Raw genomic sequence first — 24,461 nt, 5'->3', positions numbered from 1 at the left:
AGCGCAAGGGGACAGGTCAATGAATCCATACGGCATATCCGTCCGCCAGCCGGTCGTCGGTGATCTCGTCGGTCAACGACTGGCCATCGCGGCGACTGGGACTGCCTTCGAGGCAAGCTACGGCTGGCGGCTCGTCGCCGACGGTTCCGTCGTCGCGAGCGACTGGTTCCAAGCTGGCTCCATGGGGACGGTCGAAGCCTTCGTTCATGAAGCGACCGTGGGGACGGACTACCTGGGTCCTGCCACTTTCGAGCTCTTCGGTGACGACCCGTCGGGTCAGAGCGACGGGCTGGACACTGTCAGCGTGCCGGTGATCAGCATCCCCGGCGCCACTGGCTACATCCCGCACCAGGTCGCGGCCGGCGACACGCTAACTTCGATCGCAGACCGCCTGGGGTCCGCCGTAGAACGGATTGTGGCCGCCAATAGCCTGGCCAACCCCGATGTCATCCAGGTAGGTCAACTGCTGCGCGTTCCCGTGTGAGCGTCGCTCGGGGTGTGGTGGCTGCCTGGCCATCGCACCCCGAGCGGCATTCCGCTGGCCGGCTGGTCAGGCCGGGAGACGCGGCGCTCGGCTCCGTAATGCCTCGTCGCCGCGCGCCTGGGAAACGCTCGACGTGAGCCGCACGGCGACAGTGTTGGGTGCCCGCCACTTGCAGTAGCGGTGTCACTCCGCGCCAGGCGAGTCCGTCGGCCCTGTCTCACGCTGTCCGGCTGGCTTCTTCCGACGGGGGGCTTGAGATGCCGTCTGGGTCGCTTCTCCAGGGCCCTGAGCTCGCCGCGAGCGTCTGGGCTTCCCGGTCGCCTGCGTCGCTCCGCCATCAGTAGTCACGGCTGCGAGGGTGTTGACCAAGGCGTGATCCGCGCGCGCCTGATCTTCGAGCCGCTCCTGGTAAAGGAGACCCTGCAACTCGTCCCTGAACTTGCTGTACTGGTGTACCGGTTCCAGTGGCTCACTAGTCAACTCGAATTGCCGACGCAGTTTCGCCACAAGCGCCCGAGGTGTGTCGCTCGCGTCGCTGTCGTCTAAAGCCGACTCCACCTGCTCGAGAAAAGAGAGGGCGGTATCCCGGCTTGGAGCATCTGTATAGTCGTCAAGGAAACCCTTAACGACGCGGCGAAGACGGTTGTCTCGACGCTGTCGCTCCTCGTATGTCTCCGCGAATCGTAGTCGTCGACTTAGGTCGCTCAGCAACGCGCTGAAGTTTACTGACAAAGCATTCACTGCTGGAACCTTATCGAGGCCCACTCGGCGCGCATGCTCCATTTGTGCAACTACCGCCTTGGCGAAACCGACCTTGTCGATATGCCCGCCACCAGTGGCTCGCTCAAATAGCGCCTCTACGGCGTCCCACATGGAGCCACCGCGTAGCGGAATCTCGGTTCGGAGCCGTTGCACCGTGAAGACTTCATCGAAGGCGGTAGAATTGAACGGCTCGAGAATCTCGTTCGCATAATAACGAGCCGAGCTGGTCGCGATCTCGGCCGGGATCATATCCTCCGTCTCGCGCAGCTCGATCCCTGGTTCCAGTTCGAGGATCGATTGACTCGCGCCCCATATATCCAGTCGAACGATGTTTTCGTCCAACAGAACCCTCTTATTGGAGGCTTCGCCTCGCCGCAATTTCTTTTCGGCCTGAATCCCGGCCTGGTCGCCGTCGAGTAGTGCAACACAGGGCGGCTTGTACTGGTCCCGTCCGCGAGCCAGGTAGACGAGATATGGGATGCTGTCCGCCGATCCCGCCGGAACAATGGTCACACTATTTAGGTCCAAGGTGCCGCTGGGCGCCGAGCCGGTGGCTCGTAGGTGCACCGACGTGCCAGAAAGTATCACTTGGTCGGCGAGGCCCTCCACGAACAAGTTGGACCCTCCAATGAATGCTGTCTCCGCTACGTAAGCCCCCAGGGATGATCGCAGGGGTTCGTAGTGATTACGGGTTGCATCATGGACGACGCGCGTACCCTCATCCTCGTTGCCCTTGTCTAGAACCCGAATGCGCTGGCCAGCATTGCGATTAAGCAAGAAAGGACTATGAGTCACGTAAACGACCTGATTGGGTGTTGATCCGTCCTCCGGCAGTGCAAAGTCTTCGAGAATGCGGAGTAGGTCTCGCTGACCGGCACTAGACAGGTACGCGTCTGGTTCATCCATGAGAAGAATCTCGGGGCGACTCACGGAGCTGTAGTGCGCCTTCAGTTGTACGTAGTAGCTAAGAAAGTAGCGAAGACCTCTAGATCTTTCCTTGAAGGAGTAGTCTGTCCCAGTTCTATCGCTGATGGTGAAGACGAGGTCGCGCTCGCGTGACGTTAAGCGCAGCTTGAACTCTTTGTCCTGCGCCCACCACCGCCGGAGATTCAGGTGCCGCGCGAGACTGGAGTTCATGCGTTCGATTATGCCATTCGCTTGCCCGTCTCTGCCGTCGTCCATGGCGTCCATCAGGTCGGCGAAGTAGACCGGTTCAATCTGGGCCACGTCCAGCAGTAATTGTTTTGCTAGCCCCGTCTCGGCAGCTTCGGTAGCGTCGATCGTTGACGTGATGGTCGAGTAAAGATCCGGAAGATGTGGGGACAACTCGGAGGCGGCAGTCCATGCCCGGTCAAGAATCGCCATAGCCCCGGCGCGACGCTTCCGGTCTGACAATGGCCCGATCTCACGCCCAGCCAGTTCGGCGATAGGAATGGAGTTGGGTAGGGCCACCTCAGTCTCGAGGCGGTAAACGCGAGGGAAGAGGGAGGAGAGGGTGGAAACCTGTGCCGGAGTTAGTTCGTGTGGTACTGACTTCTTGCTTCCCAAGAAATAGGGCGTCTTCGTGCCCGGTCGAAAATAGTAGAACTCGGGGGACTCTAGAGGAATACCTGCATTCTGCAATGCAGCCTCCTCGTCACTCGTAGTGCATGCAAACTTCCCGCCCACTTCCGGCGTGCGAAGCTCGCCCCGCTCGACCGAGAATAGCGCCGAGTAGCGGCAAAAGTCCTGCCGCTTAAGCTCGGTACCGCTGATCAGTATCTCGAGCGCATCAAGAAGTTGGCTCTTACCCGACTCGTTGGCACCTACGATGGCTGTCACGTCTGGGTCGAGCCGAACTGAGACGTGCGGGTAGTGGGATCCTTCGTAATTTTCCCACGGACGGATGTCTGCGTCTGGGTGGAACTTTCTCTCATAGTCGAAGTTGAAGCTTCTGAAGAAACGTACGTAAAGCGTGCGAACGCGCAAGGTAGCCTCCACGACAGTGAAGACTGGAAGGTAGCACTCAGTAGCAAACCTGGTAAGCCGTCGGCCGGCCCGGTCGACCTCTTGGACTCGCGCCCACTGGAGCCGGGTAGGCGTTCGGCCCACAGCACCTTGGGTCGTTGGCGGCCGAGCTATCGGTGGCGAGGTGCGGCGGTCGGAGCGGGCTCAACTGGGGTCGGTCATGCCGGCCGGTGTGGGTTGCGTCAGCCGGGAACTGATGTCTGCGGCCAGTAGCGCAAGTCGACGCATTCCAATAGCAGTCACTATTGCTTCATTTTACGACGTGCCACCCGCTGGGTTTCTCATCCACAATGCCCTTCTTCCTCAGTTCGTACAGTACGTCGTCGATCGTGCTTGACCTTATTGCCCGCCGCTTGTCGATCTCGGCGATTCCGTCCGCGTCGACAGTCGTGGTGTAGATGCTCTTGTGGCCCAACCAAACGCGCCAAGCAATAATGACGTCGCGCTGTTCTCGGCTAAGGGGGACGAATCGCTTGAACTGAGCCAGAGCGCCAGTAACGACACCCGCTGGTATGGACGCTTCCGCCGGAAGGTCTGCGGCAGCCTCCCAGGCCATTCCTGCGATAATCGACCACCCGGCGAGTCCGGTCCACTCGTCAGTTCGTACCCAGACGAGGTCTGAGGCGACCATCATCTTCGCGATATCGGTCCGCTCGTGGACCTGTCGCGAGAAGTAGTTGCGCGTCTCTTGGTCGCGGACGATCAGTTCACCGAAGAACACTCGTTGAGCTTGTCGTGGCACGGCAGGAAGACCTTCGACGTCGGTCCTTACCCAGTCATTCGGGTCATATGTGGGTGGCAACGCATCTCCATTCTCATGTTGCGGCGAGGGTCTAGTCTCTACGGACACTCCGAAGGCTCTTGCTATCAAGTGCCTTGAGCGCTTCGGGCAAACTGTTCGTCGGTGGCCCGTTGTGGCGGGCGACGCGGTCGGCGGCCCGGGCAACCTGCCGTCGGCGCGGCGCGGTCGACAGCAGCGTTTGCTGCCGTGCTCCCGTACGGCCAGCAGCCGGCCGGCCGGCGGCGCAGCAACTCACGCATCGGAAATGCCAGGGGCCGCTGCCCGGTGGCGGGGCGCAAGAGGCGGACAGGGTGGCTTGGTCGCGGCACGGCTGAGGCTGCTGAGGAAGCCGGCGGTGGAGACGTCGTAGACCTTCTGGCCGGGACCGGCCTCCGGCTCGGGGACGTCGACGACGTCGAGGACCTCGGGGCCGCCGAAGCGGGTGATCTGCACAGCACGCATGCGGTGAGGCTATGACCTGCTCACGCCCGAGCGTCGTTCCGGCCAGCCCCGCCGGTCGCCGGGTGCTCGGCCGCGGGTCAGCCGCCGGCGAGCCGCTGCAGCCGGGTGGTCAGCGCGGTCCGCCGGTCGGCGTTGCCGTGCAGGTCCACGTACCGCTGCCCGAAGCCGGCCAGCAGCGTGTCGTCCAGCCGGCGCACGGCACCCGGGGGATAGCGGTAGTCCATCCGGGCGGTGATGCCGCTGTCGTCGGCGCCGCGCAGCACGTCGCCCAGCTCCACCAGGCTCGTCACGCCCAGTTCGAGCAGCAGACCGGAGATCCAGGTGTAGTGGTCCGGGCGCGACCAGCCGGCGTCGGCGTACTGCCCGGCCAGGAACGCAGCCAGCTCCCGGGGCGCGATCCGAGGATCGTCGGGGTCGGTGTCCTCGGCCTCGTCGCCGGGAACTGGTGCCCGGAGGCGCTCGCGGATCGCGGTGAATTCCTTGTCGGCCAGCTCCAGCAGCCCGGCGGCCAGGGTGAACCGGCGGTCGAACTCGGAGGCGTGCTCGTCCGGCACCGTGCCCTTGTAGCGGATGTCGTGCTCGAACTCGGCCCACGCGTGCTGCAGCACCGTGCGCACCTGCACCTGCACCACGCGCCCGACCAACTCCGGCAGCTCGGCCGCCCGGTCCGGGTCCACGCCGATCAGCAGGTGCCGGCTAGAGTAACCGAACCGACCCTGCTGCGCGGTCCGCCGACCCATGTCGCGGTCGTCGATCACCCGCACCTGCGCGGCCAGCAGGTCGGCGACCGCCTCGACGTCGCTCTGCACGTAGGTGATCACCCGCACGCCGATCTGGTCGGTGATGTCCCGCGCCGGGTCCGGGTAGGCAGGCACGCCGTCCACCGTGCGCGCGGCCTTCTCCGCGAACGAGGCGATGGTCTTGGTCCGCCCGGTCACCGACAGGTAGTTGATCCCGGCGTCGTCGAGCACCGCGGTGACGAGCGCGAGCGCCTGCGCCCCGGCCACCAGGGTCTCGGGCCGGCCGTCGGCGTACGCCTGGATGGCCTGCTGCACCGGGTCGGGTGAGGGGGCGGCGACCCGGGGGCCGGGCTGCAGGTCCGGCGGCAGGGTCGGGGTCACGATGGCGCCGCCGGCCGCGTCGCCGTAGGTGGTCACCTCGTCCGGGCGCCGGACGGCGATCCATCCCACGTAGGCGCACACCACGGCGTCGACCTGGTCCTCCGCCACCCGCAGCTCGCTCTTGCGGGTGGCGGTCTGCACCTGCTCGCGCAGCGCGGCGAACGGTGCCCCGAGCTCGAGCTCGACCACCGCGCCCAGCAGGTCGACGAGCAGCAGCAGCTCCGCGCGCATCTGCTCGAGCGTCCGGCCCGGCTTGTTCTTGTACTTCAGCGTGCGGCCCAGCCGGAACAGCGCCACCGTCGCGGCGTGCGGGTAGACCTCGATCGCCCGGCGGTCGCGGCCCGAGCGGGGGTCGAGGTCCAGCTTCAGGCGCCGGCTGATCCGCCCGCCGCGCGTGTCACCATCGGTGAACTCCGGTTTGCCGGTGTTCGTCGGGTGCGCCCCGGCCTGGAACTTCGCGAAGTCGGCGTTGAGCGCCCGCTCGGCGGCCCGGTTCCCGGTGGCGTTGGTGACCACCAGCGGGGCGTCGATCGCCACGATGCACGGGCCGGCGGTGAACGGGGCCAGCGCGGTCTCGATCTGCTCGTCGGTGCGCACCGCGCTGACGTGCACCAGCCGGCCGGCGTCGTCCAGCACGGCGAGGCCGGTGGGTTGCTTGAGCCCCCAGGCGAGATCGATCCCGATGTGATGCACGGGGTCAGCTTGCCCTGCCTCGCACCTCGTCAGGCCTCGTCCCGTCGGATCGGCCTGGCGTGTGCGCGTGACCCTGCCCGAGGTCGCTCGGATGAGCGCCGTTCCACTGGCCGGCCGTTTCCCGGATGGACGAACGCGAAGACATGGACCAGCTCCGCGGGACCGTGACGACACCGACGCGCCGCAGGCGCAGCGTCCCGCCGGACGCCCGCCCGTAGGCGGCCAGGTCAGTTCCGGGACAGCCGGTGGTGGGTGTCGGCGTAGTTCATGCCCGCGGTGGAGACGTCGTAGGCCTTCTGGCCGGGACCGGCCCCCGGCTCGGGGACGTCGACGACGTCGGGGACCTCGGGACCGCCGGAGCGGGTGATCTGCCCAGCACGCATGCCTGCGAGGCTGGGGCCAGGATCTGCGCCCCAGCGGCGGCGTCCGAATCCGAACCGGGTGACCCCCGGGGAAGTCCCGGCACAGGCTCGAGCCGACCAGCCGGGGCAACCGGGACCCGTGGTGAGGGTCGGGCGGCGTCGACCCGGCGACTGACGCCGCGCCGAGCGGAACACCATCCGATCCCACGGTCGGGGCCGAGCCGACGAGGGATGGGCGACCCGTCGGCGTCGGCGTCCCCTCGCAGCGGGGTCCGCTGTCGCGGACCTCGGACCCTCAGGCGGTCCGGGTCTCCCGGCGGGGGAGCACCCAGTCGGGCCGCACGTAGTGGCACGTGTACCCGAAGGGGATCCGCTGCAGGTAGTCCTGGTGCTCCGGCTCGGCCTCCCAGAACGGGCCGGCCGCCGTCACCTCGGTCACGACCTTGCCCGGCCACAGCCCCGAGGCGTCGACGTCGGCGATCGTGTCCTCGGCGACGCGCTTCTGCTCTTCGCTGAGGTAGAAGATCGCCGAGCGGTAGCTGCGCCCCACGTCGTTGCCCTGCCGGTCCCGGGTCGAGGGGTCGTGGATCTGGAAGAAGAACTCGAGCACCTCGCGGAACGAGATCACGTCGGGATCGAAGACGATCTCGACCGCCTCCGCGTGGTCACCGTGGTTGCGGTAGGTGGCGTTGGGCGTGTCGCCGCCGGAGTAGCCGACTCGGGTGGAGAGCACTCCCGGGCGCTTGCGCAGCAGGTCCTGGGCGCCCCAGAAGCAGCCCCCGGCGAGGATCGCGGTCTCAGTGGTCACGTGTGCCTCCCTCTCTGTCCAGTACGACGGGTGAACACCGCAACCCGGGCAGGTGCTTCCCTTCGGTGCGCAGCTGCGTGGCGACGCCCACGGCGCCGGTCCGCAGCGGGCGCGGTCGTCGGCATCGGAGCGGACGTCGGGAGGCGCCTTCCGGAGATCGGGCCGCTCGGCCCCGCCCGCCTTATCGTCCTCGAATGCAACTAAGCGCAGCGCTGGAACAGCACATCGCGGTGTTCGGCGAGAGCGGCAGCGGCAAGACCGTGCTGCTGTCCTCGTTCTACGGGGCGACGCAGGAACCCCAGTACCTGAAGGACAGCCTCTTCCACGTGGTGGCCGACGACATCGGGCAGGGCAGCCGGCTGCACCGGAACTACCTCGGCATGAAGAGCTCGGCACGCGTACCGGCGGCGAACCACTTCGCGGCCACGTCCTACGCCTTCTCCGTCAAGCTGAAGCCGGGGCCCGATGCGGAGGCGGGGCCCAACGCGCTCCGCCTCGTCTGGCACGACTACCCGGGGGAGTGGTTCGAGCAGGACGTGAGCGGGCCGGAGGAGGGACAGCGCCGGGTCGACACCTTCAGATCCCTGGTGCGGTCCGACGTCGCCCTGCTGCTGGTCGACGCGCAGCGGTTGCTGGACAACGCCGGTGAGGAGGAGCGCTACCTCAAGTCGCTGTTCGCCAACCTCAAGAACGGCCTGCTGAGCCTTCGGGACGACCTGCTCGACGACGGGAAGCCCCTCGTGGAGTTCCCGCGCATCTGGGTGCTGGCGCTGTCGAAGTCGGACCTGCTGCCGGACCTGGACGTCTTCGCCTTCCGGGATCTGCTCATCGAGAAGGCCAGCGACGACATCGGTCTGCTGCGCGAGGTCATCGCGGACATGGTGGAGGGGCGCGCCGCGCTGTCCGTCGGTGAGGACTTCGCCCTCCTCTCGTCGGCACGCTTCGAGGCGGGGCGGATCGAGCTCACGGATCGGGTCGGCCTGGACCTGATCCTGCCGCTGGCCGCCATGCTCCCCCTCGAGCGGCACATCGACTGGGCCGAGTCGCAGCAGCTGCCGGCCCAGGTGGCGGAGAACCTGCTGGGCGGGATCACCCCGGTGGTGGACGTGCTGTTCAAGCGGCTGTCCGGTCTGCCGGGCCCGCTCGGCTACTTCTTCGGTGCCGCCGGTCCCAGCCTGCAGCTCGTGGCCGGCATGGCGGGGGACGCGCTGAAGGAGATGAACGAGAAGGCGCGCGCGAAGGGGGAGAACCTCAAGGCCACGCTGACCGGCTTCAGGCTGGACCTGGACCGGGGCGAGGAGCAGAAGATCTTCCTCCGGAGCCTGCGATGACCCTGATCTGGGCCACCCGCGGGCGGACCTGGGGCTTCCGGTTCCTCCGGGACGGAGGCTTCGAGGAGCCGCTCCGGGTCTACGACGTCGCCTTCTCCGAGATCGACGACGGTCCGGAAGTCTGGGCCCGGGTCTCCGGGACGGCGGAGTTGCCCGAGGTGGTGGCGTTGCGATTCCCGGATCCGCTGGGGCGGCAGGATCGCGCAGGCCGGGTGATCCCTCACCATTTCGTCGTCCTCCCGCCACTGGCTGACGAGGTCTGCTCGATCGAGGACGGTCGTCGCCTGGTCTGGCCACTGGTCGCCGCCCATTTCGAGGGGATCTGGGACCTGTCGGAGCCGCTCCCGCCCACCGACTGACCCGATTGCGGGCCTGACCGACGAGACGCCTACCCGCTTCTCCGGTCGGCCGGGGCCGCAGGCGCGGCGTGACTGTCGTGCGTGGGCGCGATCGCTGCGCGAGCACCAGCGCTGTTGCCCGACCCTCGCCACCCAGGCGGTTCTCACGACAGCGGGTGGTGGGTGTCGGCGTGGTCACGCCGGCGGTGGAGACGTCGTGGACCTGCTCACCGGGCCCGGCCTCCGGCTCGGGGACGTCGACGACGTCCAGGACCTCGGGCCCGAGGAAGCGGGTGATCTGCACTGCCCTCACCGTCGGGTCCGCGGCACCTCTGGGTCGGGCAGCGTCGGGCCCGGTCCCGGCTGATCGGTGGCCGTCGACGGGCTCGCCGTCGACAGCCGCTCCAACGCCCCGCGCACGTGCCGCGCGCCGGTCTCGCCTGCCTCACCGGCCCGCAGTCCGGCGGCCCCGCCTGAACCACGCCAGCGGCCCGATGCCGGTGACCGCGATGACCAGGGCCCACCGTCCCTTGGGCCCGTTGACCTGCTCGGCCGGACGGGTGATCAGGTCGGCGTATGCGGTGGCGGCGAGCGACAGCTGCACCGAGACGGCGACCAGGACGGCGGTCTGCTGGCGGCTGCTCAGTTCTGCCCAGCGGCGAACGCGCACGGCAACTCCTCGTGTCCGACGGTGCCGTCAGCCGGCGGTGCCGACGGCGGGGCGGGTGCCATGGTGATGGTGAGGACGGCCGGCGTCTCCTGGACCCGCCGGTCGGCCCGGGCGACGACCTACGCGGTCCGGGCGGCGGCTGCTGGATCCCGGCGACGTCGACCGGTCGCCGGCTGGTGTCAGTGGAGCCGGAGAAGGCGGGCCGGACGTGCCCCCGTATCGGCGGTTCGGTGGACGCGCGACAGGACGGCGAGGCGGGGCGTCGGCGCCGTGCTCAGCGGCGGAAACCGGCCACCCGGACGACTCCGTCGGTCGACCCGTCCGTGAGGCGGGCCGCGGTCGCCTCGACGCCGGCCAGGGTGGCCGCCGCCCGCGGGCACCGGAATCCGAACCGGGCCTGCACCCGGTCGCTCGCCTCGGTCATCGCCTGCCGGGTCAGCTCGAGGAACACGGGCAGGGGGTACTCGGCGCCGGCGGCGAAGACGTCCTCCACCACCGTCGACGGCGAGTACAACCACTCCCGGCCGCCGTCGGGCCACTCCACGTCCATCAGCACCTCGGGCATCCCGTCAGTCTGGTCGATGGACGGGCCGGCCCCGGGTGACTCCGGGCACCCCGGGCAACTGCGCTGAAACGCAGCACCCCGACGGGCCGGATAACGCAACGGGAACTGTTTCCGGTCGTCACCACGGGGACACACGCCGGCACGAGCCTTCTCGCATGACGACGCGGGGTCCGGCTCGGGTGCACGACGCGCACCGGCACCTCGGCGTGCTTCCCGCGCACCCCTTCTACGGCGGCCCGCCGGTCAACCCGGACACCACTGCCCGGGCCACCATCGCCGAGCTGATCGCCGACCTCGACCGCGAGGGCACCGAGCGCGCCCTGGTCATCCCGAACTACGGCGTTCCCGACGTGAGCGCATCCTTCGCGCTCAACGAGCTGGTCGTCGAGGCGGCGCAGAAGGACGACCGGATCCGCGCCGGGATCTGGACCAGCCCCCGGCCGCAGGACGCCGCGGCGACGGCCCGGGCGCTCGCGCTGGCCGAGGAGGACGGCGTCACCGCGCTCAAGCTCTCCTTCCTGCTCGGTGGTGGGGTCGACGACGAGGCCTGCCGCCCGCAGCTGGACGCCGTCTTCACCACCGCCCGCGAACGGGGCCTCGTGGTGCACGTGCACACGAGTCCCGGTGCGGCCAGCGACATCGACCAGGTGGGCCGCCTGGTCGACCGGTACGCCGACGACGTCGCCGTCCACCTCGTCCACATGGGTGGGGGGATGAGCGGCCACATCAAGCTCATCGGTCAGCGGTTCTTCGAGTGGATCGCCGCCGGCAAGCGCGTCTACACCGACACCAGCTGGGCGATCGGCTTCGCGCCGCGCTGGCTCGCCGCCGAGATCGAGCGGCACGGCATGGGCCACGACCGCGTGCTCTTCGCCTCCGACCAGCCCTGGGGTGACTTCGAGGGCGAGCACGCCCGGCTGCTCGCCGCCACCGCCGGGACCGAGCTCACCGACCTGGTCTTCCGTCGCAACTTCGAGGCCCTGCACGGCCTCTGACCCCGTACCCGACCAGCCCGACCCACCGAGAAGAAGGAGCACTCCCGTGACCCAGACCATGCCCGCCACCACCGGCACCCCGCTGATCGACGACGAGGACCTCAAGGCCAGGCAGCTGCAGAGCCTGGGGGAGATCCCGCACCCCTCGCTGCCCCCGGGCAGCAACCTCTACGGCTCGACCAAGATCTTCCCCGACTACCAGGCCGGCGAGGGCGAGTCGTACTTCACCCTCGTGCACGGCATCGCGCACGAGTCCTCGGTCAGCTTCGTCGCCTGCCTCCAGGCGCTGCGGGCGCTGCGCAAGGGCTACGAGTCGGTCCTCTACTTCTACGGCCCGGCCGCCATGAACGCGATGGCCACCCGGGGCTTCCCGACGACCGGCGACTCCGCCTTCCCCGGTGAGCACAACATCAACACCCAGATCGAGCGGTTCATCGAGGAGGGCGGCACGGTCTACGTCTGCCGCTTCGGGCTGAGCCTGCACGGTCTGCGCGAGGAGGACCTGATCGCCGGCTGCATCCCCTGCCACCCGCTCGACGTGCAGGACGCGCTGATCCACTACGCCCGCAAGGGCGCCATCATCAACTCCACCTACAACCTCTGAGGGCCCGATCGTGACCCAGGCCCCGGAGAGAGCGAGTTCACCGACAGGGGCCCCCGGACGCACGTCCACCCGCGTGGACGTCGCGATCCTCGGGGTCCGGGTCGACGCCCCGGTCCGGAGACGGGCCGGGGCGGGTCCCAGCGACGACGGGCACGTGCTGCTCGGCGGCTCCGGTGCCGCCCTGCCGCTCAACCCGGACTCGCCCTACTCGATCAGCAACGGCCGGTTGCTGCTCGACGGCGCCGACCTCGGTCTGGAGGCGGAGGCGATCGAGCGCCCCCGCTTCTACGACCTGACCACCGCCGACGGCGTGCCCTACGAGCAGCTCGCCCGGCTGCACGGCAGGGACGTGCTGGCCACCACCGTGGTGCAGACCTGCATCCGGTACGCCGAGGCCGACCGCTGCCGGTTCTGCGCGATCGAGGCGTCGCTGGCCGCCGGGACCACCACCGCGGTGAAGACCCCGGCGCAGCTCGCGGAGGTCGCCGAGGCCGCGGTCCGGTTGGACGGCGTGACGCAGATGGTCATGACCACCGGGACGACGAACGGCCGCGACCGCGGAGCCCGGCACCTCGCGCGGTGTGTGCGAGCGGTCACGGCCGCGGTGCCGGGGCTGCCGATCCAGGTTCAGTGCGAGCCGCCGGCCCCCGAGGACCTCGATGCCCTCACCGAGCTCCGGGATGCCGGGGCCACCGCCGTCGGCATCCACGTCGAGTCCCTGGACGACGCGGTCCGGGCGCGCTGGATGCCGGGCAAGGCGAGCGTGCCGATGAGCCAGTACGACGCCGCCTGGGACGAGGCGGTGCGCGTCTTCGGCCCGAACAGGGTCTCCACCTACCTGCTGGTCGGGCTGGGGGAGGACCCCGACGGACTGGTCGCCGGTGCGCTGCGGCTGGCCGAGCGGGGCGTCTACCCCTTCGTCGTCCCCTACCGTCCGCTCGCCGGCACGCTGGCCATGGCCGACGGCGTCGGCGCCCCGGACCCGCAGCTGCTCGGCGACGTGACCCACCGGGTCGCCGCCGGGTTGCGCCGGCTGGGCATGCGCGGCGCCGACCAGGGCGCCGGCTGCGCGGCCTGCGGCGCCTGCAGCGCGCTCCAGGCGGCCGGCGCATGACCGCGGCGCCCGTACGGGAGGAGGAGGCCGCGGACCGGGCGAGCCTCGAGCGCAGCGTCCTGCTGGTGGACTTCCGCGTTCCACCCCGCCCCGGAACCTGGCAGATCGAGGAGGCCGACGCCGCCGGCGTGGCCGCCCACCGCGAGCTGCGGCACGGCGCCTTCGTCCACGACCAGGGCCTGTTCGCCGGCAGCGACCGGGACGACGCCGACGACGACCCGCGCACCGTCGTGCTGGTCGCCCGGGCGGCGACCGGGGAGGTGTTCGGCGGTGTGCGGCTCGGCCCCGTCGATCCGGGCGCGGCCGACGTGGGGTGGTGGACCGGTTCCCGGCTGGTCGCCGCCCCGGGCACCCCGCCGGGCGTCGGGCCGGCCCTCGTGACGGCGGCGTGCGCCCGCGCGGAGGAGGCCGGTGTGCTGCGCTTCGACGCCACCGTGCAGGACCGCCACGCCCGGCTGTTCTCCCGCCTGGGCTGGCAGCCGACGGGGACGGCGCAGGTGGCCGGGGTCGGTCACACCACGATGACCTGGCCGGTCGGCCGGCTGGCCGCCCTGGCCCGGGCGACCAAGGCCCCGCTCGGCGGGCTGCTCGCCGGGCTGCACCTGGGCGGCAGCGGGTTCGTCGGAGACGACGGTGCGCCGGTGCCCGGCACCGACGTCGTCGCCGCCTGCGACGCGATCCTGCCCTCGATGGTCGAGCGCGACCCCGAGTGGGCCGGCTGGTGCGGGGTGCTGGTCAACGTCAACGACCTCTCCGCGATGGGCGCCACGCCGCTCGGGCTGCTCGACGCCGTCGGCGCCCGGGACGAATCCTTCGCCGCCCGTGTCCTCGCCGGCCTGAAGGCCGCCAGCAGCGCGTGGGGCGTGCCGGTACTGGGTGGGCACACCCAGTTCGGCGTTCCGGCCGCGCTGAGCGTGACCGCGCTGGGCCGCACCGACCGGCCGGTCCCGGCCGGGGGTGGACGCCCCGGGCACGTCGTCTCGCTCACCGCCGACCTCGGTGGTGGCTGGCGGCGGGGGCACACCGGCCGGCAGTGGGACTCCACCAGCAGCCGGACCCGTGCACAGCTGCAGCACATGGGCTCGGTCGTGGCCCGCACCGCCCCGGCCGCGGCCAAGGACGTGAGCATGGCCGGCCTCGTCGGCACCCTCGGCATGCTCGCCGAGGCCAGCGGCTGCGGGGCCGTCCTTGACGTGGCCGCCGTCCCGCGCCCCGCCGGCGCGAGCGTCGGCGACTGGTTCAGCTGCTTCCCCGGCACCGCCTTCCTCACCACCGACGTCCCCGGCGCCTCCGTCGCGGACGCCGGCCCCGCCACCACCGCCGCCTGCGGCGAGCTCGTGCCCGGAACCGGCGTGCGGCTGCGCTGGCCCGACGGATCCCTGACCCCCGCCCTGCCCGGCTCCGTCACCGGGCTGGGCACCGCCGGCCTCCCCAGCCGCCCGACCCCCGGAGACCACCCGTGACCCTCACCCTCGCCGCGGCCGCCGCCCCCTTCGGGCGCGACCTCGACCAGACCTTCGCCCTGATCGCCGACCTGGTCGGCCTGGCCCGGGCGCGCGGCGCCTCGCTCCTGGCGCTCCCGGAGGCCGCGCTCGGCGGTTACCTGGCAGATCTCGGGGAGCACGGCGTCGAGCAGGTGCTGCACCAGCACGCCCTGCCGCCCGCCCTCGACGTCGACGGCCCGGAGGTCGCCCGGCTGGCCGCGCTGGCCGGCGACATGGTCGTCACCGCCGGCTTCTGCGAGTCCGACGGCGCCGAGCGCTACAACACCGCGGTCGCCGTCTGCGGCGACGGCGTGCTCGGCGTGCACCGCAAGGTGCACCAGCCGCTGGGGGAGAACAACTCCTATGCGGCCGGGGACGGGTTCCGCGCCTTCGACTCGCCGATCGGCCGGATGGGCATGCTGATCTGCTACGACAAGGCCTTCCCCGAGGCCGCCCGCACCCTGGCCATGGACGGCGCCGAGGTCGTGGTCTGCATGTCGGCCTGGCCCGGCTCCCGCACGGGTGCCGCTGCCGACCTGGCCGAGGACCGGTGGACCCGCCGCTTCGACCTGTTCGACCAGGCGCGGGCGCTGGAGAACCAGGTCGTGTGGGTCTCGGCGAACCAGGCCGGCACGTTCGGCTCCCTGCGCTTCGTCTGCAGCGCCAAGATCGTCGGGCCCGGCGGCGACGTGCTGGCGACCACCGGCGTGCAGCCGGGCCTGGCCATCGCCGACGTCGACGTCCGTGCGCTCCTGGACGGGGCTCGGCGGTCGATGGCGCACCTCCGCGACCGTCGGCCCGACACCTACGGCGTGCTGGCGGGGGTCTGACCATGACGCTTCCCTCGACTGCTCCCAGCAGGTCCCGCGCCCTGCCTGCCCGCGTGCCCGTCGCCGTCGTCGGCGGCGGCCAGGCCGGGCTGTCGATCTCCTGGCACCTGGTGCAGCGCGGCATCGAGCACGTGGTCCTCGAGCGTCACACCATCGCGCACGAGTGGCAGCACGCCCGGTGGGACAGCTTCTGCCTGGTCACGCCGAACTGGCAGTGCCGGCTGCCCGGCTGGCCCTACCGCGGCGAGGACCCCGACGGCTTCATGCTGAAGGACGAGGTCGTCGAGTACGTGCGCGACTACGCCGCGTCCTTCCGCCCGCCGGTGCACGAGGGGGTCGCGGTCACGAAGCTGACGCCGTCCACCGACGGCGGCTACACGCTCACCACCAGCGCCGGGCAGATCGCCGCCGACCAGGTCGTGCTGGCCGTCGGCGGTTACCACCTGCCCGTCGTCCCGCCCTACGCGACCGCGCTGCCCGACACCGTCGTCCAGGTCCACAGCCAGCAGTACCGCAGTCCCGGCCGGCTCCCGGCCGGGGACGTGCTGGTCGTGGGCACCGGGCAGTCGGGCGCGCAGATCGCCGAGGACCTGCACCTCGCCGGACGCCGGGTGCACCTCGCCGTCGGGAGCGCGCCGCGCATCGCGCGCCGCTACCGCGGCCGGGACATGGTCGACTGGCTGCACGACATGGGCCACTACGACATGCCGGTCGAGCAGCACCGGGACGGCGAGGCAGCCCGGATGGGCACCAACCACTACGTCACGGGCCGAGACGGCGGGCGGGACATCGACCTGCGCCGGTTCGCGCTGGAGGGCATGCAGCTCTACGGTCCGCTGACCGGGGTACGGGGCGGGCGGTTCACCTTCGCGCCCGAGCTGACGGCCAACCTCGACCGGGCCGACCGGGTGGACGACAACGCCAAGGACCTGGTCGACGCGCACATCGAGCGCACCGGCGCCGACGCCCCGGCCGAACCCCGCTACACGCCGGTGTGGGCCCCGCAGACCGAACCGGAGTCGCTGGACGTCGACCGGATCGCCGCGGTGGTCTGGGCGATCGGCTTCCGCGCCGACTGGAGCTGGGTGAAGGTGCCGGTGTTCGACGGCGCCGGCTACCCGACGCACGCGCGCGGGGTCACCGCGGCGCCCGGGATGTACGTGCTGGGCCTGCCGTGGCTGCACACGTGGGGGTCCGGTCGGTTCGCCGGCATCGCCCGCGACGCCGAGTTCCTCGCCGACCGGATCACCGAGCTCACCTCGGCCGGCGCGCCGACCGGCCTGAGCCGGACGCTCGCCGTGGCGGCCGCCTCGTCGGCGGCCCGGATCGCATGACCGCGGCGCAGTGAGCAACGCGAGCGGAGCGGAGCGTGCGCGGTCACGGCCGGGCAGTGGCGTGACCGTGTGCCGGTGAACGTCGCCGCGGTCTCGGCCCACTTCGGCCGCGACCTGGAGCAGTGCCTGTCCCGGATCGAGGCGATCATCGAGGCCGCCCGCAGCCGGGAGGTGGCCCTGCTCGTCTTCCCCGACGCCACCATCGGCGGGTACCTCGGCACCTTCGCCGACGTCGACCGCACCGGGCTGCCGCCGTCGCTGCCGGCCGACGCCCCCGAACTGGGCCGGGTCGCCGCCATGGCAGGCGACATGGTGGTCTGCCTCGGCTACCGCGAGACGGACGACGACGGCCGGCACTTCAACGCGGCGGTCTGCCTGACCGGGGACGGCGTGCTCGGGCGGCACCGCAAGGTGCACCAGCCCGCGGGGGAGCAGCGGGCCTACCGGGCGGGGAGCAGGTTCGACGCCTTCGACACCCCGGTGGGCCGGATGGGCCTGCTCATCGACTACGACAAGACCTTCCCCGAGGCCGCCCGGACGCTCGCGGAGGACGGCGCGCAGCTGATCGCCTGCCTGTCCGCGTGGCCGGCCAGCCTCACCAACCGGGCGCCGCGGCTGGTGCAGGACCGCCAGTCCCGCCTGTTCGACCTCTACGACTGCGCTCGGGCTGCGGAGAACCAGGTGGTGTGGGTGTCGGCCAACCAGACCGGGTCGATGGGCCGGCTGCGGTTCCTGGGGCAGTCCAAGGTGGTCGGCCCCGGCGGCGAGGTGCTCGCTCGCACCTGGGCCAAGGCGGGGCTGGCGGTGGCCGACGTGGATCCGGCCGCCGAGGTGGGCCGGGCCCGGCTCGTGCTGTCGCACCTGACCGAACGACGCCCGGAGGCCTACCGGTGAGGATCGCCCTGCTGACCTACTCGACCAAGCCGCGGGGCGGGGTGGTGCACACGCTCGCGCTGGCCGAGGCGCTGGCGCGCGCGGGGGAGGAGGTCACCGTGTGGTCGCTCGGCCGCGGGGGCGACGCCGCCTTCTTCCGGCCGGTCGACAGCGCGGTGACGCTGCGGCTGGTGCCGTTCGCCGACGGCGCGGGGGAGGACGTCGGAGCACGCATCCTGCGATCCATCGAGGTCCTCGGGGCAGCGTTCCGGGACGAGGACTACGACGTCGTGCACGCCCAGGACTGCATCAGCGCCAACGCCGTCCCGGGCTGCGTGCGCACGGTGCACCACCTGGACACCTTCACCACGCCGGCGCTGGCTGCCTGCCACGAGCGCGCGATCACGCGTCCGCGGGCGCTGGTGTGCGTCTCCGCGGCGGTGGCCGCCGAGGTCTCAGCCGGCTGGGGGAGGACCGCCACCGTCATCCCCAACGGCGTGGACGCCGCCCGGTTCGCCGACGCCGCCGGCTCCGCGGGGGAGCCGGGCCGGCGGGAGTGGCGCAACCGGCTCGGCCGCTACGTGCTGGCCGTCGGCGGCATCGAGCCACGCAAGGGCACCCTGGACCTGGTCGAGGCGATGGCCGCCGTCCGGGCCGGGCGACCGGACCTCTCGCTCGTGGTCGCCGGTGGCGAGACCCTGTTCGACTACCGCGACTACCGGGCCCTCGTCGAGGCCCGCGCCGCCGACCTGGGCGTGGACCCGGTCGTGCTCGGCCCGGTGCCCGACGACGCGCTGCCGGCCCTCGTGGCCGCGGCCGACGTCTTCGCCTTCCCGTCGACCAAGGAGGGCTTCGGGCTGGCTGCGATGGAGGCCCTCGCCGCGGGGGTGCCGGTGGTCACCCGCGACCTGCCGGTGCTGCGGGAGGTCTTCGGCGGTGCGGCGGTCTTCGCCGGCGACGCGGGGGAGCTGGGACGGGTGCTGCTGACCGCTGCGGACCGGCCCGACCCGGCCCGCCGGTCCGCCGGACGACGGCTTGCCGCGCGCCACACCTGGGACGCCGCTGCGACGGCGCACCGAGGGCTCTACCGCTCGCTGGTGTGACCGGGGGCGCTGTCTCACGGTGTCCTCCGGGACCGTCGACGAGCCGGTCGGCCCCGAGGTCGAACGCCTGGTCGACCTGACCACCGAGGGAGGGACGAGCGGGTCGCCCGAGCGCGAGCTTCCGGGCCTCGGCAGCGGTGCTGGGGCGGCAGGACTACGCGGAGTAGCGCGCGACCATCGTCCGCACGGCCTCCTCGATCGCGTGCTGTATCCCCTCGTCGTCGATCGACGAGCCGGGGCGGACCAGCCGGGGCCAGAAGATGGCGCTCGCGATCATGCCGAGGAACTGCGCGGCTGCGGTCTCGGAGGAGTCAACCGTCACCGATCCCGCGTCCTGCTCGGCCCGCAGGTAGCGGTGGAGGGCGACCACGGCGGGAAGCGTCCCGAAGTCGAAGGTCCGCTCGCGCAGTTCGGGGAAGCGGGCCCCCTCGGCGATCAGGAGTCGCATCACCTCGGCCGTGCGGGGGTGCACGAGCACCTCGGCGTACTGCCGTCCCAGCGCCAGCAGGCCGGCGTGCAGATCGCCGGGGAGGGGAGCGGGCACCTCGCTGCCAGGGGCCGGGCCGACCGCGAGCACGACCGCCTCGAACAGTGCGGCCTTCGTCGGGAACTGCTTGAACAGGGTCGCCTTGGAGACGCCGGCGCGCTCGGCGACACGGGCCAGCGACGTCCGGTCGTACCCGCTCTCGAGGAACAGGGCCTCGGCGGCGGCGAGGACGGCCGCGCGATTCTCGTCGGCCACGCGCCGGTGGTAATCGGTCAGCTCGCGGGACATGAGGCCAGTCTGACACAGAGGTGAGACGCTTGACTCACCTCTGACCCACCCATAACCTCGAAGTGGTGAGTCGAGCGACTCACCACAGACCCGAGGAGGACGCCATGCACGACACCAGCCCCCGAACGGCCGACGGCAAGGTGCTGTGGCACTTCTCCATGTCGCTCGACGGGTTCGTCGCCGGCCCCGGGCACGCCATGGACTGGATGCCCGAGGCCACCAACCGGCCAGGACTCATCGAGGAGTACGTGGCGACGACCGGAGCCGTCCTCGGCGGCCGCGACGGATGGGACGCGTTCCCGCACGCGGGGGCGGTGTACAGCGGTGCGTGGAGCGGGCCCGTCTTCGTCCTCACCTCCCACCCCGAGGATGCCGAGCCCGCGGACAGGGTCACCTTCCTCAGCTGTGACGTCGCCGAGGCCGTGGAGATCGCCCGGCGCGCCGCCGCAGGCAAGAACGTCGAGGTCCTGTCCCCGAGCATCGGCCGGCAACTGCTCGAGCGCGGCCTGCTCGACGAGATGGATCTGCACGTCCTGCCCGTGCTGCTCGGCGACGGTGTGCGGCTCTACGACAACCCGGGCGGCTCACCGGTGTCGCTGGAGTTCGTCAACGGTGACCCGGTCGAGGAGATCAACCTCCGCTACCGGCCGATCGGCGCGACCGGCGGCTGACTCCCGACCCGCCGGAGCGGACGGGGTGGGCGGTTCAGAAGCCGGGCAGGCACGCCCGCCTACCTCCCCTCCGCGCGGGTAGGTGCCCGGCATGTCCGACTTCGAGATCACCGCCCTCGTCCTGGCCGAGCACGAGGTCTTCCGGCGGGAGTTCTCGACGCTCGAGGACCTGTCCGGCCAGGAACTCGCCGCCGCGTGGCAGGCGCTGCACGCCAGGCTGGAGGTGCACGCCGTCGCCGAGGAGGAGCTGTTCTACCCGTTGCTCGCCCAGGAGGCGCCGGGGGGCGAGGAGGAGACGGCGGAGGGCGTGCACGACCACAACGAGATCCGGCACGCCGCAGCTGCCGTCGAGCAGCACGAGGTCGGCAGCGACGACTGGTGGGAGGCCGTGCGCAACGCGCGCCAGGTCAACGCCGACCACATGGCGGAGGAGGAGACGGACTTCTTCCCGTCGTTCAAGGAGGCCGTCGACGACGAGCAGCGCGAGGCCCTCGGGATGCGCTGGCTGGCCTTCCACGACGAGCACGAGGAAGCCGAGGGCCTCTCCGGCGAGGACGCTGTGGTGGCCGAGGTGGTCGCGACCGAGGTGCCGGAGGGCGATCCCTCCGTCTGAGCGGGGGTGCCCGTCGCCGGGGCCCGCCGCCTACCGGCCGATCCGGTCCAGCTCGGCGACGTCGGCGGGGGAGAGGGACAGGCCCGCTCCGGCGATGTTCTCCCGCAGGTGGGCCACCGAGGACGTCCCTGGGATGAGCAGCACGTTGGGCGAGCGCTGCAGCAGCCAGGCCAGGGCGACCGACATCGGCGCCGACCCCAGCCGGGTGGCCACGGTCGACAGTGCTGAGGACTGCAGCGGGGTGAACCCGCCGAGGGGGAAGAAGGGCACGTAGGCGATCCCGTCGGCGGCGAGCGCGTCGATCAGCTCGTCGTCCTGGCGATGCGCGAGGTTGTACATGTTCTGCACGCAGACGATCGGGGCGATCGACCGCGCCTCGGCGACCTGCTCCGCCGTCGCATTGCTGACCCCGAGCTGCCGGACCAGGCCCTCCCGCTGGAGCTCGACGAGCGCCTCGAACGGCTCGGCGAGCGAACCGGCCTGCGTCCCCCCGGCGTCGCCCAGCCGCAGGTCGACCAGGTCGAGGACGTCCAGTCCGAGCGTCTCGAGGTCTCCTGGACCTGGCGGCGGATGTCCTCCGGCCGGCGCGCGGTCGGCCAGCCGCCCTGGGCGTCGCGGTTTGCGCCGACCTTGGTGGCGAGGTGCAGCGAGCCCGGGTAGGGGTGCAGCGCCTCGCGGATCAGCTGGTTGGTGATGTGCGGCCCGTAGGCCTCGCTGGTGTCGATGTGGGTGATGCCGAGCTCGACGGCCTCGCGGAGGACGGCGAGAGCGCCGTCCCGGTCGGCCGGCGGTCCCATGACCCAGGGGCCGGCGAGCTGCATGGCCCCGTAGCCGAAGCGGGAGACCGTCAGGTCGCCCAGGCTCCAGGTGCCGCCGGGGAGCGTGGTGGGGATCGTCGTCATGGTCCTGCCCGTGGTCGAAGGGGGATGGCCTGGCGGCCGACCGCTACTCTGACCGGGTTACTTCCCGACGGGAAGTAGGAACCTGAGAGTGCGTAGCTCTCCGCCAGGGAACGAGGACGGCATGGCGACGACGACCGCGGCGCAGCAGCGGGCGCAGGCGAAGGCCGAGTACGACGCCTTCTTCGCGGCCTGTCCGAGCCGTCAGCTGCTCGACCGGATCTCGGACAAGTGGGTCGCGCTGATCCTCTGCGCGCTGGGCAGCGGCGGTCCGGGCGCCGACGGCCCGGCCGGCCCCCGGCCGATGCGCTACTCGGAGCTGTCCCGTGCGCTGGCCGGGGTCAGCCAGAAGATGCTCACCCAGACCCTGCGCTCCCTGGAGCGGGACGGTCTGCTCACCCGCACGGTGACGCCGACCGTGCCGGTCACGGTGACCTACGAGCTCACCGACCTCGGTCTCTCGCTGCACCGGATGGTCCGGGGCGTGAAGGCCTGGGCCGAGGCGCACATGGACGACGTCCTCGCCCATCGCGCGACGTCCGAGGCTGCCGGCACCGCCTGAGGGGTCGCCGTCGACGAAGGCTCCGGGGGCGGGGTGGACGGTGCGACGACCGCCCCCGGAGCAGATGTCAGCCGTTGTGGGGCGGGAGGACGTCGAGCACCCAGGTGACGCCGAAGCGGTCGGTCACCATCCCGTAGAGCGGCGCATACCCGGCGGGGGCGAGCTCGGCCCGGACCGTCCCACCCACGACCAGCGCCTGCCAGTACCGGGTGATCTCCGCAGGATCGTCGCCACGCACCGAGACGTAGACGGCGTCGGTGCCGGCGTCGTACGCCCGCCCCGGCGGCACGTCGAAGGCCATGACGGCGAAGCCGTTGGGCGCCTGGATGCCGCCCCACTTGATCTGCTCGGCCACCGCGCCGTCGGCGGTGTCCTGCTCGTCGCCGCCCTGGGCGAAGGTGAAGGCCAGCACTTCACCGCCGAACACCGAGGCATAGAAGTCCAGTGCCTGGCGGGCCTTGCCGCGGAAGTTCAGGTGCGTCGTGGTGGTGATGCTCATGTCGCGCTCCTCGCTCGTCCGCCACCCCGTGGTGGCGATGGGAGGAGCATGTCGATGGTAGCGGACAGGTTGGGTCCTCTATCGTGGACAGCATGACGGGCATGCCAGAGAAGAACGGCACCTCGTCCAGGTTGCTCACCCTGCTGTCGCTGCTGCAGGCCCGCCGGGACTGGCCCGGAGCCACCCTGGCCGAGCGGCTCGACGTCCACCCGCGCACCGTGCGCCGCGACGTCGACCGGCTGCGGGAACTCGGTTATCCCGTCCGGGCGTTCAAGGGCCCGGACGGGGGCTACCGCCTCGACGCCGGCACCCAGCTGCCGCCGCTTCTTTTCGACGACGACCAGGCCGTCGCCCTCGCCGTGGCACTGCGGCTGGCCACCACCAGCGGCGCCGGGATCGGCGAGGCCGCCGCCCGGGCGCTCACCACGGTCCGCCAGGTGATGCCCGCTCGGCTCCGGCACCGGATCGACGCCGTCCAGGTCGCTCCGGTCGCCTCCGGCGCGACCGTCGAGGTGGACCCGGCGGTGCTGATGGCGCTGACGGCAGCGATCCGGGCCCGCGAGATCCTGCGCTTCGAGTACGCCACCGTCGATGGGCGGGTCCCGGGGCGGGAGGAGATCGTCCCGCCCCGGCGAGCCGAACCGCACTCCCTGGTCGCCCGGGGCGGACGCTGGTACCTGGTCGCCTTCGATCTCGACCGGGCCGACTGGCGGACCTACCGCTGCGACCGGATCACTCCCCGCGTGCCGACCGGACCTCGCTTCACCCCCCGGGCACTGCCGGGCGGCGACCTGACGACGTTCGTCAACGCCGTCTTCAAGGGCAGCACCGGCGGTGTGGACGCCTGGCCGTGCACCGGCACGGTCGAGCTCGGTCTGCCTGCCGCCCGGGTGGCCCCGTTCGCCTCCGACGGCGTCGTCGAGGCCCTCGGCCCCGACCGCTGCCGGCTCACGCTCGGCGCCTGGTCCTGGGTGGGCCTCGCCGCTGCCGTCGCCCGCTACGACACCGACGTCCTCACCGTCGACCCGCCGGCCCTCGCCGAGGCCTTCCGGACGCTGTCCGAGCGATTCGCCACCGCCGCCACTGCCGCCCCGGGCGACCCGGACCGGCCGTGACCGGTCGGCGCGGTGGGCAATGGTCCGGTGCCCGCTCCGTCCGCCTACATCCCCTCGGGGCGGGTAGGTGCCCCGGCATGTCCGACTTCGAGATCACCGCCCTGGTTCTGGCCGAGCACGAGGTCTTCCGGCGGGAGTTCTCGACGCTCGAGGATCTGTCCGGCCAGGAGCTCGGCGCCGCCTGGGAGGCGCTGCACGCCAGGCTGGAGGTGCACGCCGTCGCCGAGGAGGAGCTGTTCTACCCGTTGCTCGCCCAGGAGGCGCCCGGGGGCGAGGAGGAGACGGCGGAAGGTGTGCACGACCACAACGAGATCCGGCACGCCGCAGCTGCCGTCGAGGAGCACGAGGTCGGCAGCGACGACTGGTGGGAGGCCGTGCGCAACGCGCGCCAGGTCAACGCCGACCACATGGCGGAGGAGGAGACGGACTTCTTCCCGTCGTTCAAGGAGGCCGTCGACGACGAGCAGCGCGAGGCCCTCGGGATGCGCTGGCTGGCCTTCCACGACGAGCACGAGGAGGCCGAGGGGCTGTCCGGGGAGGACGCGAAGGTGGCCGAGGTGGTCGCGACCGAGGTGCCGGAGGGCGATCCGACCGTCTGAGCCCGCC

Annotated in this window: 26 protein-coding genes and 1 pseudogene; 16 read left to right on the top strand and 11 right to left on the bottom strand. The window is 71.2% G+C overall.

Annotated elements, in window-relative coordinates; all coding sequences use genetic code 11:
- Positions 1-19: 19 nt before the first annotated feature.
- The gene (locus GCU60_RS04965; protein WP_163202797.1) at positions 20-484 is read left to right on the top strand and encodes a LysM peptidoglycan-binding domain-containing protein; all 465 of its coding nucleotides are present in this window, start codon (positions 20-22) and stop codon (positions 482-484) included.
- Positions 485-667: 183 nt separating this feature from the next.
- On the opposite strand, the gene GCU60_RS04960 is transcribed toward GCU60_RS04965, so the two are convergent.
- The 6 genes from GCU60_RS04960 to msrA form a co-directional block, all read right to left on the bottom strand.
- A complete protein-coding gene (locus GCU60_RS04960) occupies positions 668-3,226 on the bottom strand; it encodes an AAA family ATPase (RefSeq protein WP_163202796.1) in 2,559 nt (852 codons plus the stop codon).
- Between the two features lie 277 nt (positions 3,227-3,503).
- The gene (locus GCU60_RS04955) at positions 3,504-3,974 is read right to left on the bottom strand and encodes a hypothetical protein (RefSeq protein ID WP_163202795.1); all 471 of its coding nucleotides are present in this window, start codon (positions 3,972-3,974) and stop codon (positions 3,504-3,506) included.
- A 312-nt stretch (positions 3,975-4,286) separates the two neighbouring features.
- Positions 4,287-4,496 (bottom strand): hypothetical protein, encoded by a 210-nt coding sequence (locus GCU60_RS22020; RefSeq protein ID WP_239520437.1) that lies wholly within the window; start codon positions 4,494-4,496, stop codon positions 4,287-4,289.
- Positions 4,497-4,573: 77 nt separating this feature from the next.
- The gene (locus GCU60_RS04945) at positions 4,574-6,310 is read right to left on the bottom strand and encodes a DUF429 domain-containing protein (RefSeq protein WP_163202794.1); all 1,737 of its coding nucleotides are present in this window, start codon (positions 6,308-6,310) and stop codon (positions 4,574-4,576) included.
- Positions 6,311-6,537: 227 nt separating this feature from the next.
- Positions 6,538-6,693, bottom strand: a complete 156-nt coding sequence (locus tag GCU60_RS04940; protein WP_163202793.1) for a Zn-dependent oxidoreductase — start codon at positions 6,691-6,693, stop codon at positions 6,538-6,540.
- A 274-nt stretch (positions 6,694-6,967) separates the two neighbouring features.
- Positions 6,968-7,480: a peptide-methionine (S)-S-oxide reductase MsrA gene (gene msrA, locus GCU60_RS20910; protein WP_163202792.1), complete on the bottom strand. Its 513-nt coding sequence runs from the start codon at positions 7,478-7,480 to the stop codon at positions 6,968-6,970.
- 194 nt (positions 7,481-7,674) lie between these two features.
- Here msrA and GCU60_RS04930 point away from each other — a divergent pair, with 194 nt between their 5' ends.
- Both GCU60_RS04930 and GCU60_RS04925 read left to right on the top strand, forming a co-directional pair.
- Entirely contained in the window at positions 7,675-8,811 is a 1,137-nt protein-coding gene (locus GCU60_RS04930; RefSeq protein ID WP_163202791.1) for a TRAFAC clade GTPase domain-containing protein, read from the top strand.
- Positions 8,808-9,170 (top strand): hypothetical protein, encoded by a 363-nt coding sequence (locus GCU60_RS04925; protein WP_163202790.1) that lies wholly within the window; start codon positions 8,808-8,810, stop codon positions 9,168-9,170. Before GCU60_RS04930 ends, GCU60_RS04925 begins: the two co-directional genes overlap by 4 nt.
- 424 nt (positions 9,171-9,594) lie before the next feature.
- On the opposite strand, the gene GCU60_RS04920 is transcribed toward GCU60_RS04925, so the two are convergent.
- A complete protein-coding gene (locus GCU60_RS04920; protein ID WP_163202789.1) occupies positions 9,595-9,819 on the bottom strand; it encodes a hypothetical protein in 225 nt (74 codons plus the stop codon).
- A 274-nt stretch (positions 9,820-10,093) separates the two neighbouring features.
- Entirely contained in the window at positions 10,094-10,384 is a 291-nt protein-coding gene (locus tag GCU60_RS04915) for an MSMEG_0570 family nitrogen starvation response protein (protein ID WP_163202788.1), read from the bottom strand.
- 155 nt (positions 10,385-10,539) lie between these two features.
- Here GCU60_RS04915 and GCU60_RS04910 point away from each other — a divergent pair, with 155 nt between their 5' ends.
- The 8 genes from GCU60_RS04910 (at position 10,540) to GCU60_RS04875 (ending at position 18,721) form a co-directional block, all read left to right on the top strand.
- Positions 10,540-11,379, top strand: a complete 840-nt coding sequence (locus tag GCU60_RS04910; protein ID WP_163202787.1) for an amidohydrolase family protein — start codon at positions 10,540-10,542, stop codon at positions 11,377-11,379.
- Between the two features lie 46 nt (positions 11,380-11,425).
- A complete protein-coding gene (locus GCU60_RS04905; protein WP_345770397.1) occupies positions 11,426-11,983 on the top strand; it encodes an MSMEG_0572/Sll0783 family nitrogen starvation response protein in 558 nt (185 codons plus the stop codon).
- A gap of 73 nt (positions 11,984-12,056) precedes the next feature.
- Complete coding sequence (locus GCU60_RS04900) at positions 12,057-13,097, top strand: MSMEG_0568 family radical SAM protein (protein ID WP_345770396.1); 1,041 nt, start codon at positions 12,057-12,059, stop codon at positions 13,095-13,097.
- A complete protein-coding gene (locus GCU60_RS04895) occupies positions 13,094-14,560 on the top strand; it encodes an MSMEG_0567/sll0787 family protein (protein WP_163202785.1) in 1,467 nt (488 codons plus the stop codon). The genes GCU60_RS04900 and GCU60_RS04895 overlap by 4 nt, the downstream gene beginning before the upstream one ends.
- Positions 14,557-15,411, top strand: coding sequence for a nitrilase-related carbon-nitrogen hydrolase (locus GCU60_RS04890; RefSeq protein WP_163202784.1), 855 nt, complete (start codon positions 14,557-14,559; stop codon positions 15,409-15,411). The genes GCU60_RS04895 and GCU60_RS04890 overlap by 4 nt, the downstream gene beginning before the upstream one ends.
- 53 nt (positions 15,412-15,464) lie before the next feature.
- Positions 15,465-16,745 carry an MSMEG_0569 family flavin-dependent oxidoreductase gene (locus GCU60_RS04885; RefSeq protein ID WP_345770395.1) on the top strand — a complete coding sequence of 427 codons (1,281 nt, stop codon included), beginning with the start codon at positions 15,465-15,467 and terminating at the stop codon, positions 16,743-16,745.
- Between the two features lie 75 nt (positions 16,746-16,820).
- Positions 16,821-17,639, top strand: a complete 819-nt coding sequence (locus tag GCU60_RS04880) for a nitrilase-related carbon-nitrogen hydrolase (RefSeq protein ID WP_163202782.1) — start codon at positions 16,821-16,823, stop codon at positions 17,637-17,639.
- Positions 17,636-18,721: an MSMEG_0565 family glycosyltransferase gene (locus GCU60_RS04875; protein WP_163202781.1), complete on the top strand. Its 1,086-nt coding sequence runs from the start codon at positions 17,636-17,638 to the stop codon at positions 18,719-18,721. Before GCU60_RS04880 ends, GCU60_RS04875 begins: the two co-directional genes overlap by 4 nt.
- A gap of 154 nt (positions 18,722-18,875) precedes the next feature.
- Here GCU60_RS04875 and GCU60_RS04870 read toward each other — a convergent pair whose 3' ends face one another.
- Positions 18,876-19,463, bottom strand: coding sequence for a TetR/AcrR family transcriptional regulator C-terminal domain-containing protein (locus GCU60_RS04870; protein WP_204261452.1), 588 nt, complete (start codon positions 19,461-19,463; stop codon positions 18,876-18,878).
- Positions 19,464-19,600: 137 nt separating this feature from the next.
- Between GCU60_RS04870 and GCU60_RS04865 the strand changes: the two genes are divergently transcribed.
- Positions 19,601-20,167, top strand: a complete 567-nt coding sequence (locus tag GCU60_RS04865) for a dihydrofolate reductase family protein (RefSeq protein ID WP_163202779.1) — start codon at positions 19,601-19,603, stop codon at positions 20,165-20,167.
- A gap of 91 nt (positions 20,168-20,258) precedes the next feature.
- On the top strand, positions 20,259-20,780 hold the full coding sequence (locus tag GCU60_RS04860) for a hemerythrin domain-containing protein (RefSeq protein WP_163202778.1): 522 nt from the start codon (positions 20,259-20,261) through the stop codon (positions 20,778-20,780).
- Between the two features lie 30 nt (positions 20,781-20,810).
- Here GCU60_RS04860 and GCU60_RS04855 read toward each other — a convergent pair.
- Positions 20,811-21,577: pseudogene (locus GCU60_RS04855) on the bottom strand (oxidoreductase).
- A gap of 226 nt (positions 21,578-21,803) precedes the next feature.
- Between GCU60_RS04855 and GCU60_RS04850 the strand changes: the two are divergent.
- Positions 21,804-22,241, top strand: a complete 438-nt coding sequence (locus GCU60_RS04850; RefSeq protein ID WP_163202777.1) for a winged helix-turn-helix transcriptional regulator — start codon at positions 21,804-21,806, stop codon at positions 22,239-22,241.
- A gap of 67 nt (positions 22,242-22,308) precedes the next feature.
- Here GCU60_RS04850 and GCU60_RS04845 read toward each other — a convergent pair whose 3' ends face one another.
- Positions 22,309-22,740: a VOC family protein gene (locus GCU60_RS04845; protein ID WP_163202776.1), complete on the bottom strand. Its 432-nt coding sequence runs from the start codon at positions 22,738-22,740 to the stop codon at positions 22,309-22,311.
- 92 nt (positions 22,741-22,832) lie between these two features.
- Between GCU60_RS04845 and GCU60_RS04840 the strand changes: the two genes are divergently transcribed.
- Positions 22,833-23,855 carry a helix-turn-helix transcriptional regulator gene (locus tag GCU60_RS04840; RefSeq protein WP_239520436.1) on the top strand — a complete coding sequence of 341 codons (1,023 nt, stop codon included), beginning with the start codon at positions 22,833-22,835 and terminating at the stop codon, positions 23,853-23,855.
- A 77-nt stretch (positions 23,856-23,932) separates the two neighbouring features.
- Positions 23,933-24,454, top strand: coding sequence for a hemerythrin domain-containing protein (locus GCU60_RS04835; RefSeq protein ID WP_163202775.1), 522 nt, complete (start codon positions 23,933-23,935; stop codon positions 24,452-24,454).
- Positions 24,455-24,461 lie beyond the last annotated feature (7 nt).

The organism is Blastococcus saxobsidens (assembly GCF_010682065.1).
GTDB lineage: Bacteria > Actinomycetota > Actinomycetes > Mycobacteriales > Geodermatophilaceae > Blastococcus > Blastococcus saxobsidens_B.
Note: the sequence above shows the minus strand (reverse complement) of the source record. Positions and strands in the feature narration are given on the sequence as shown.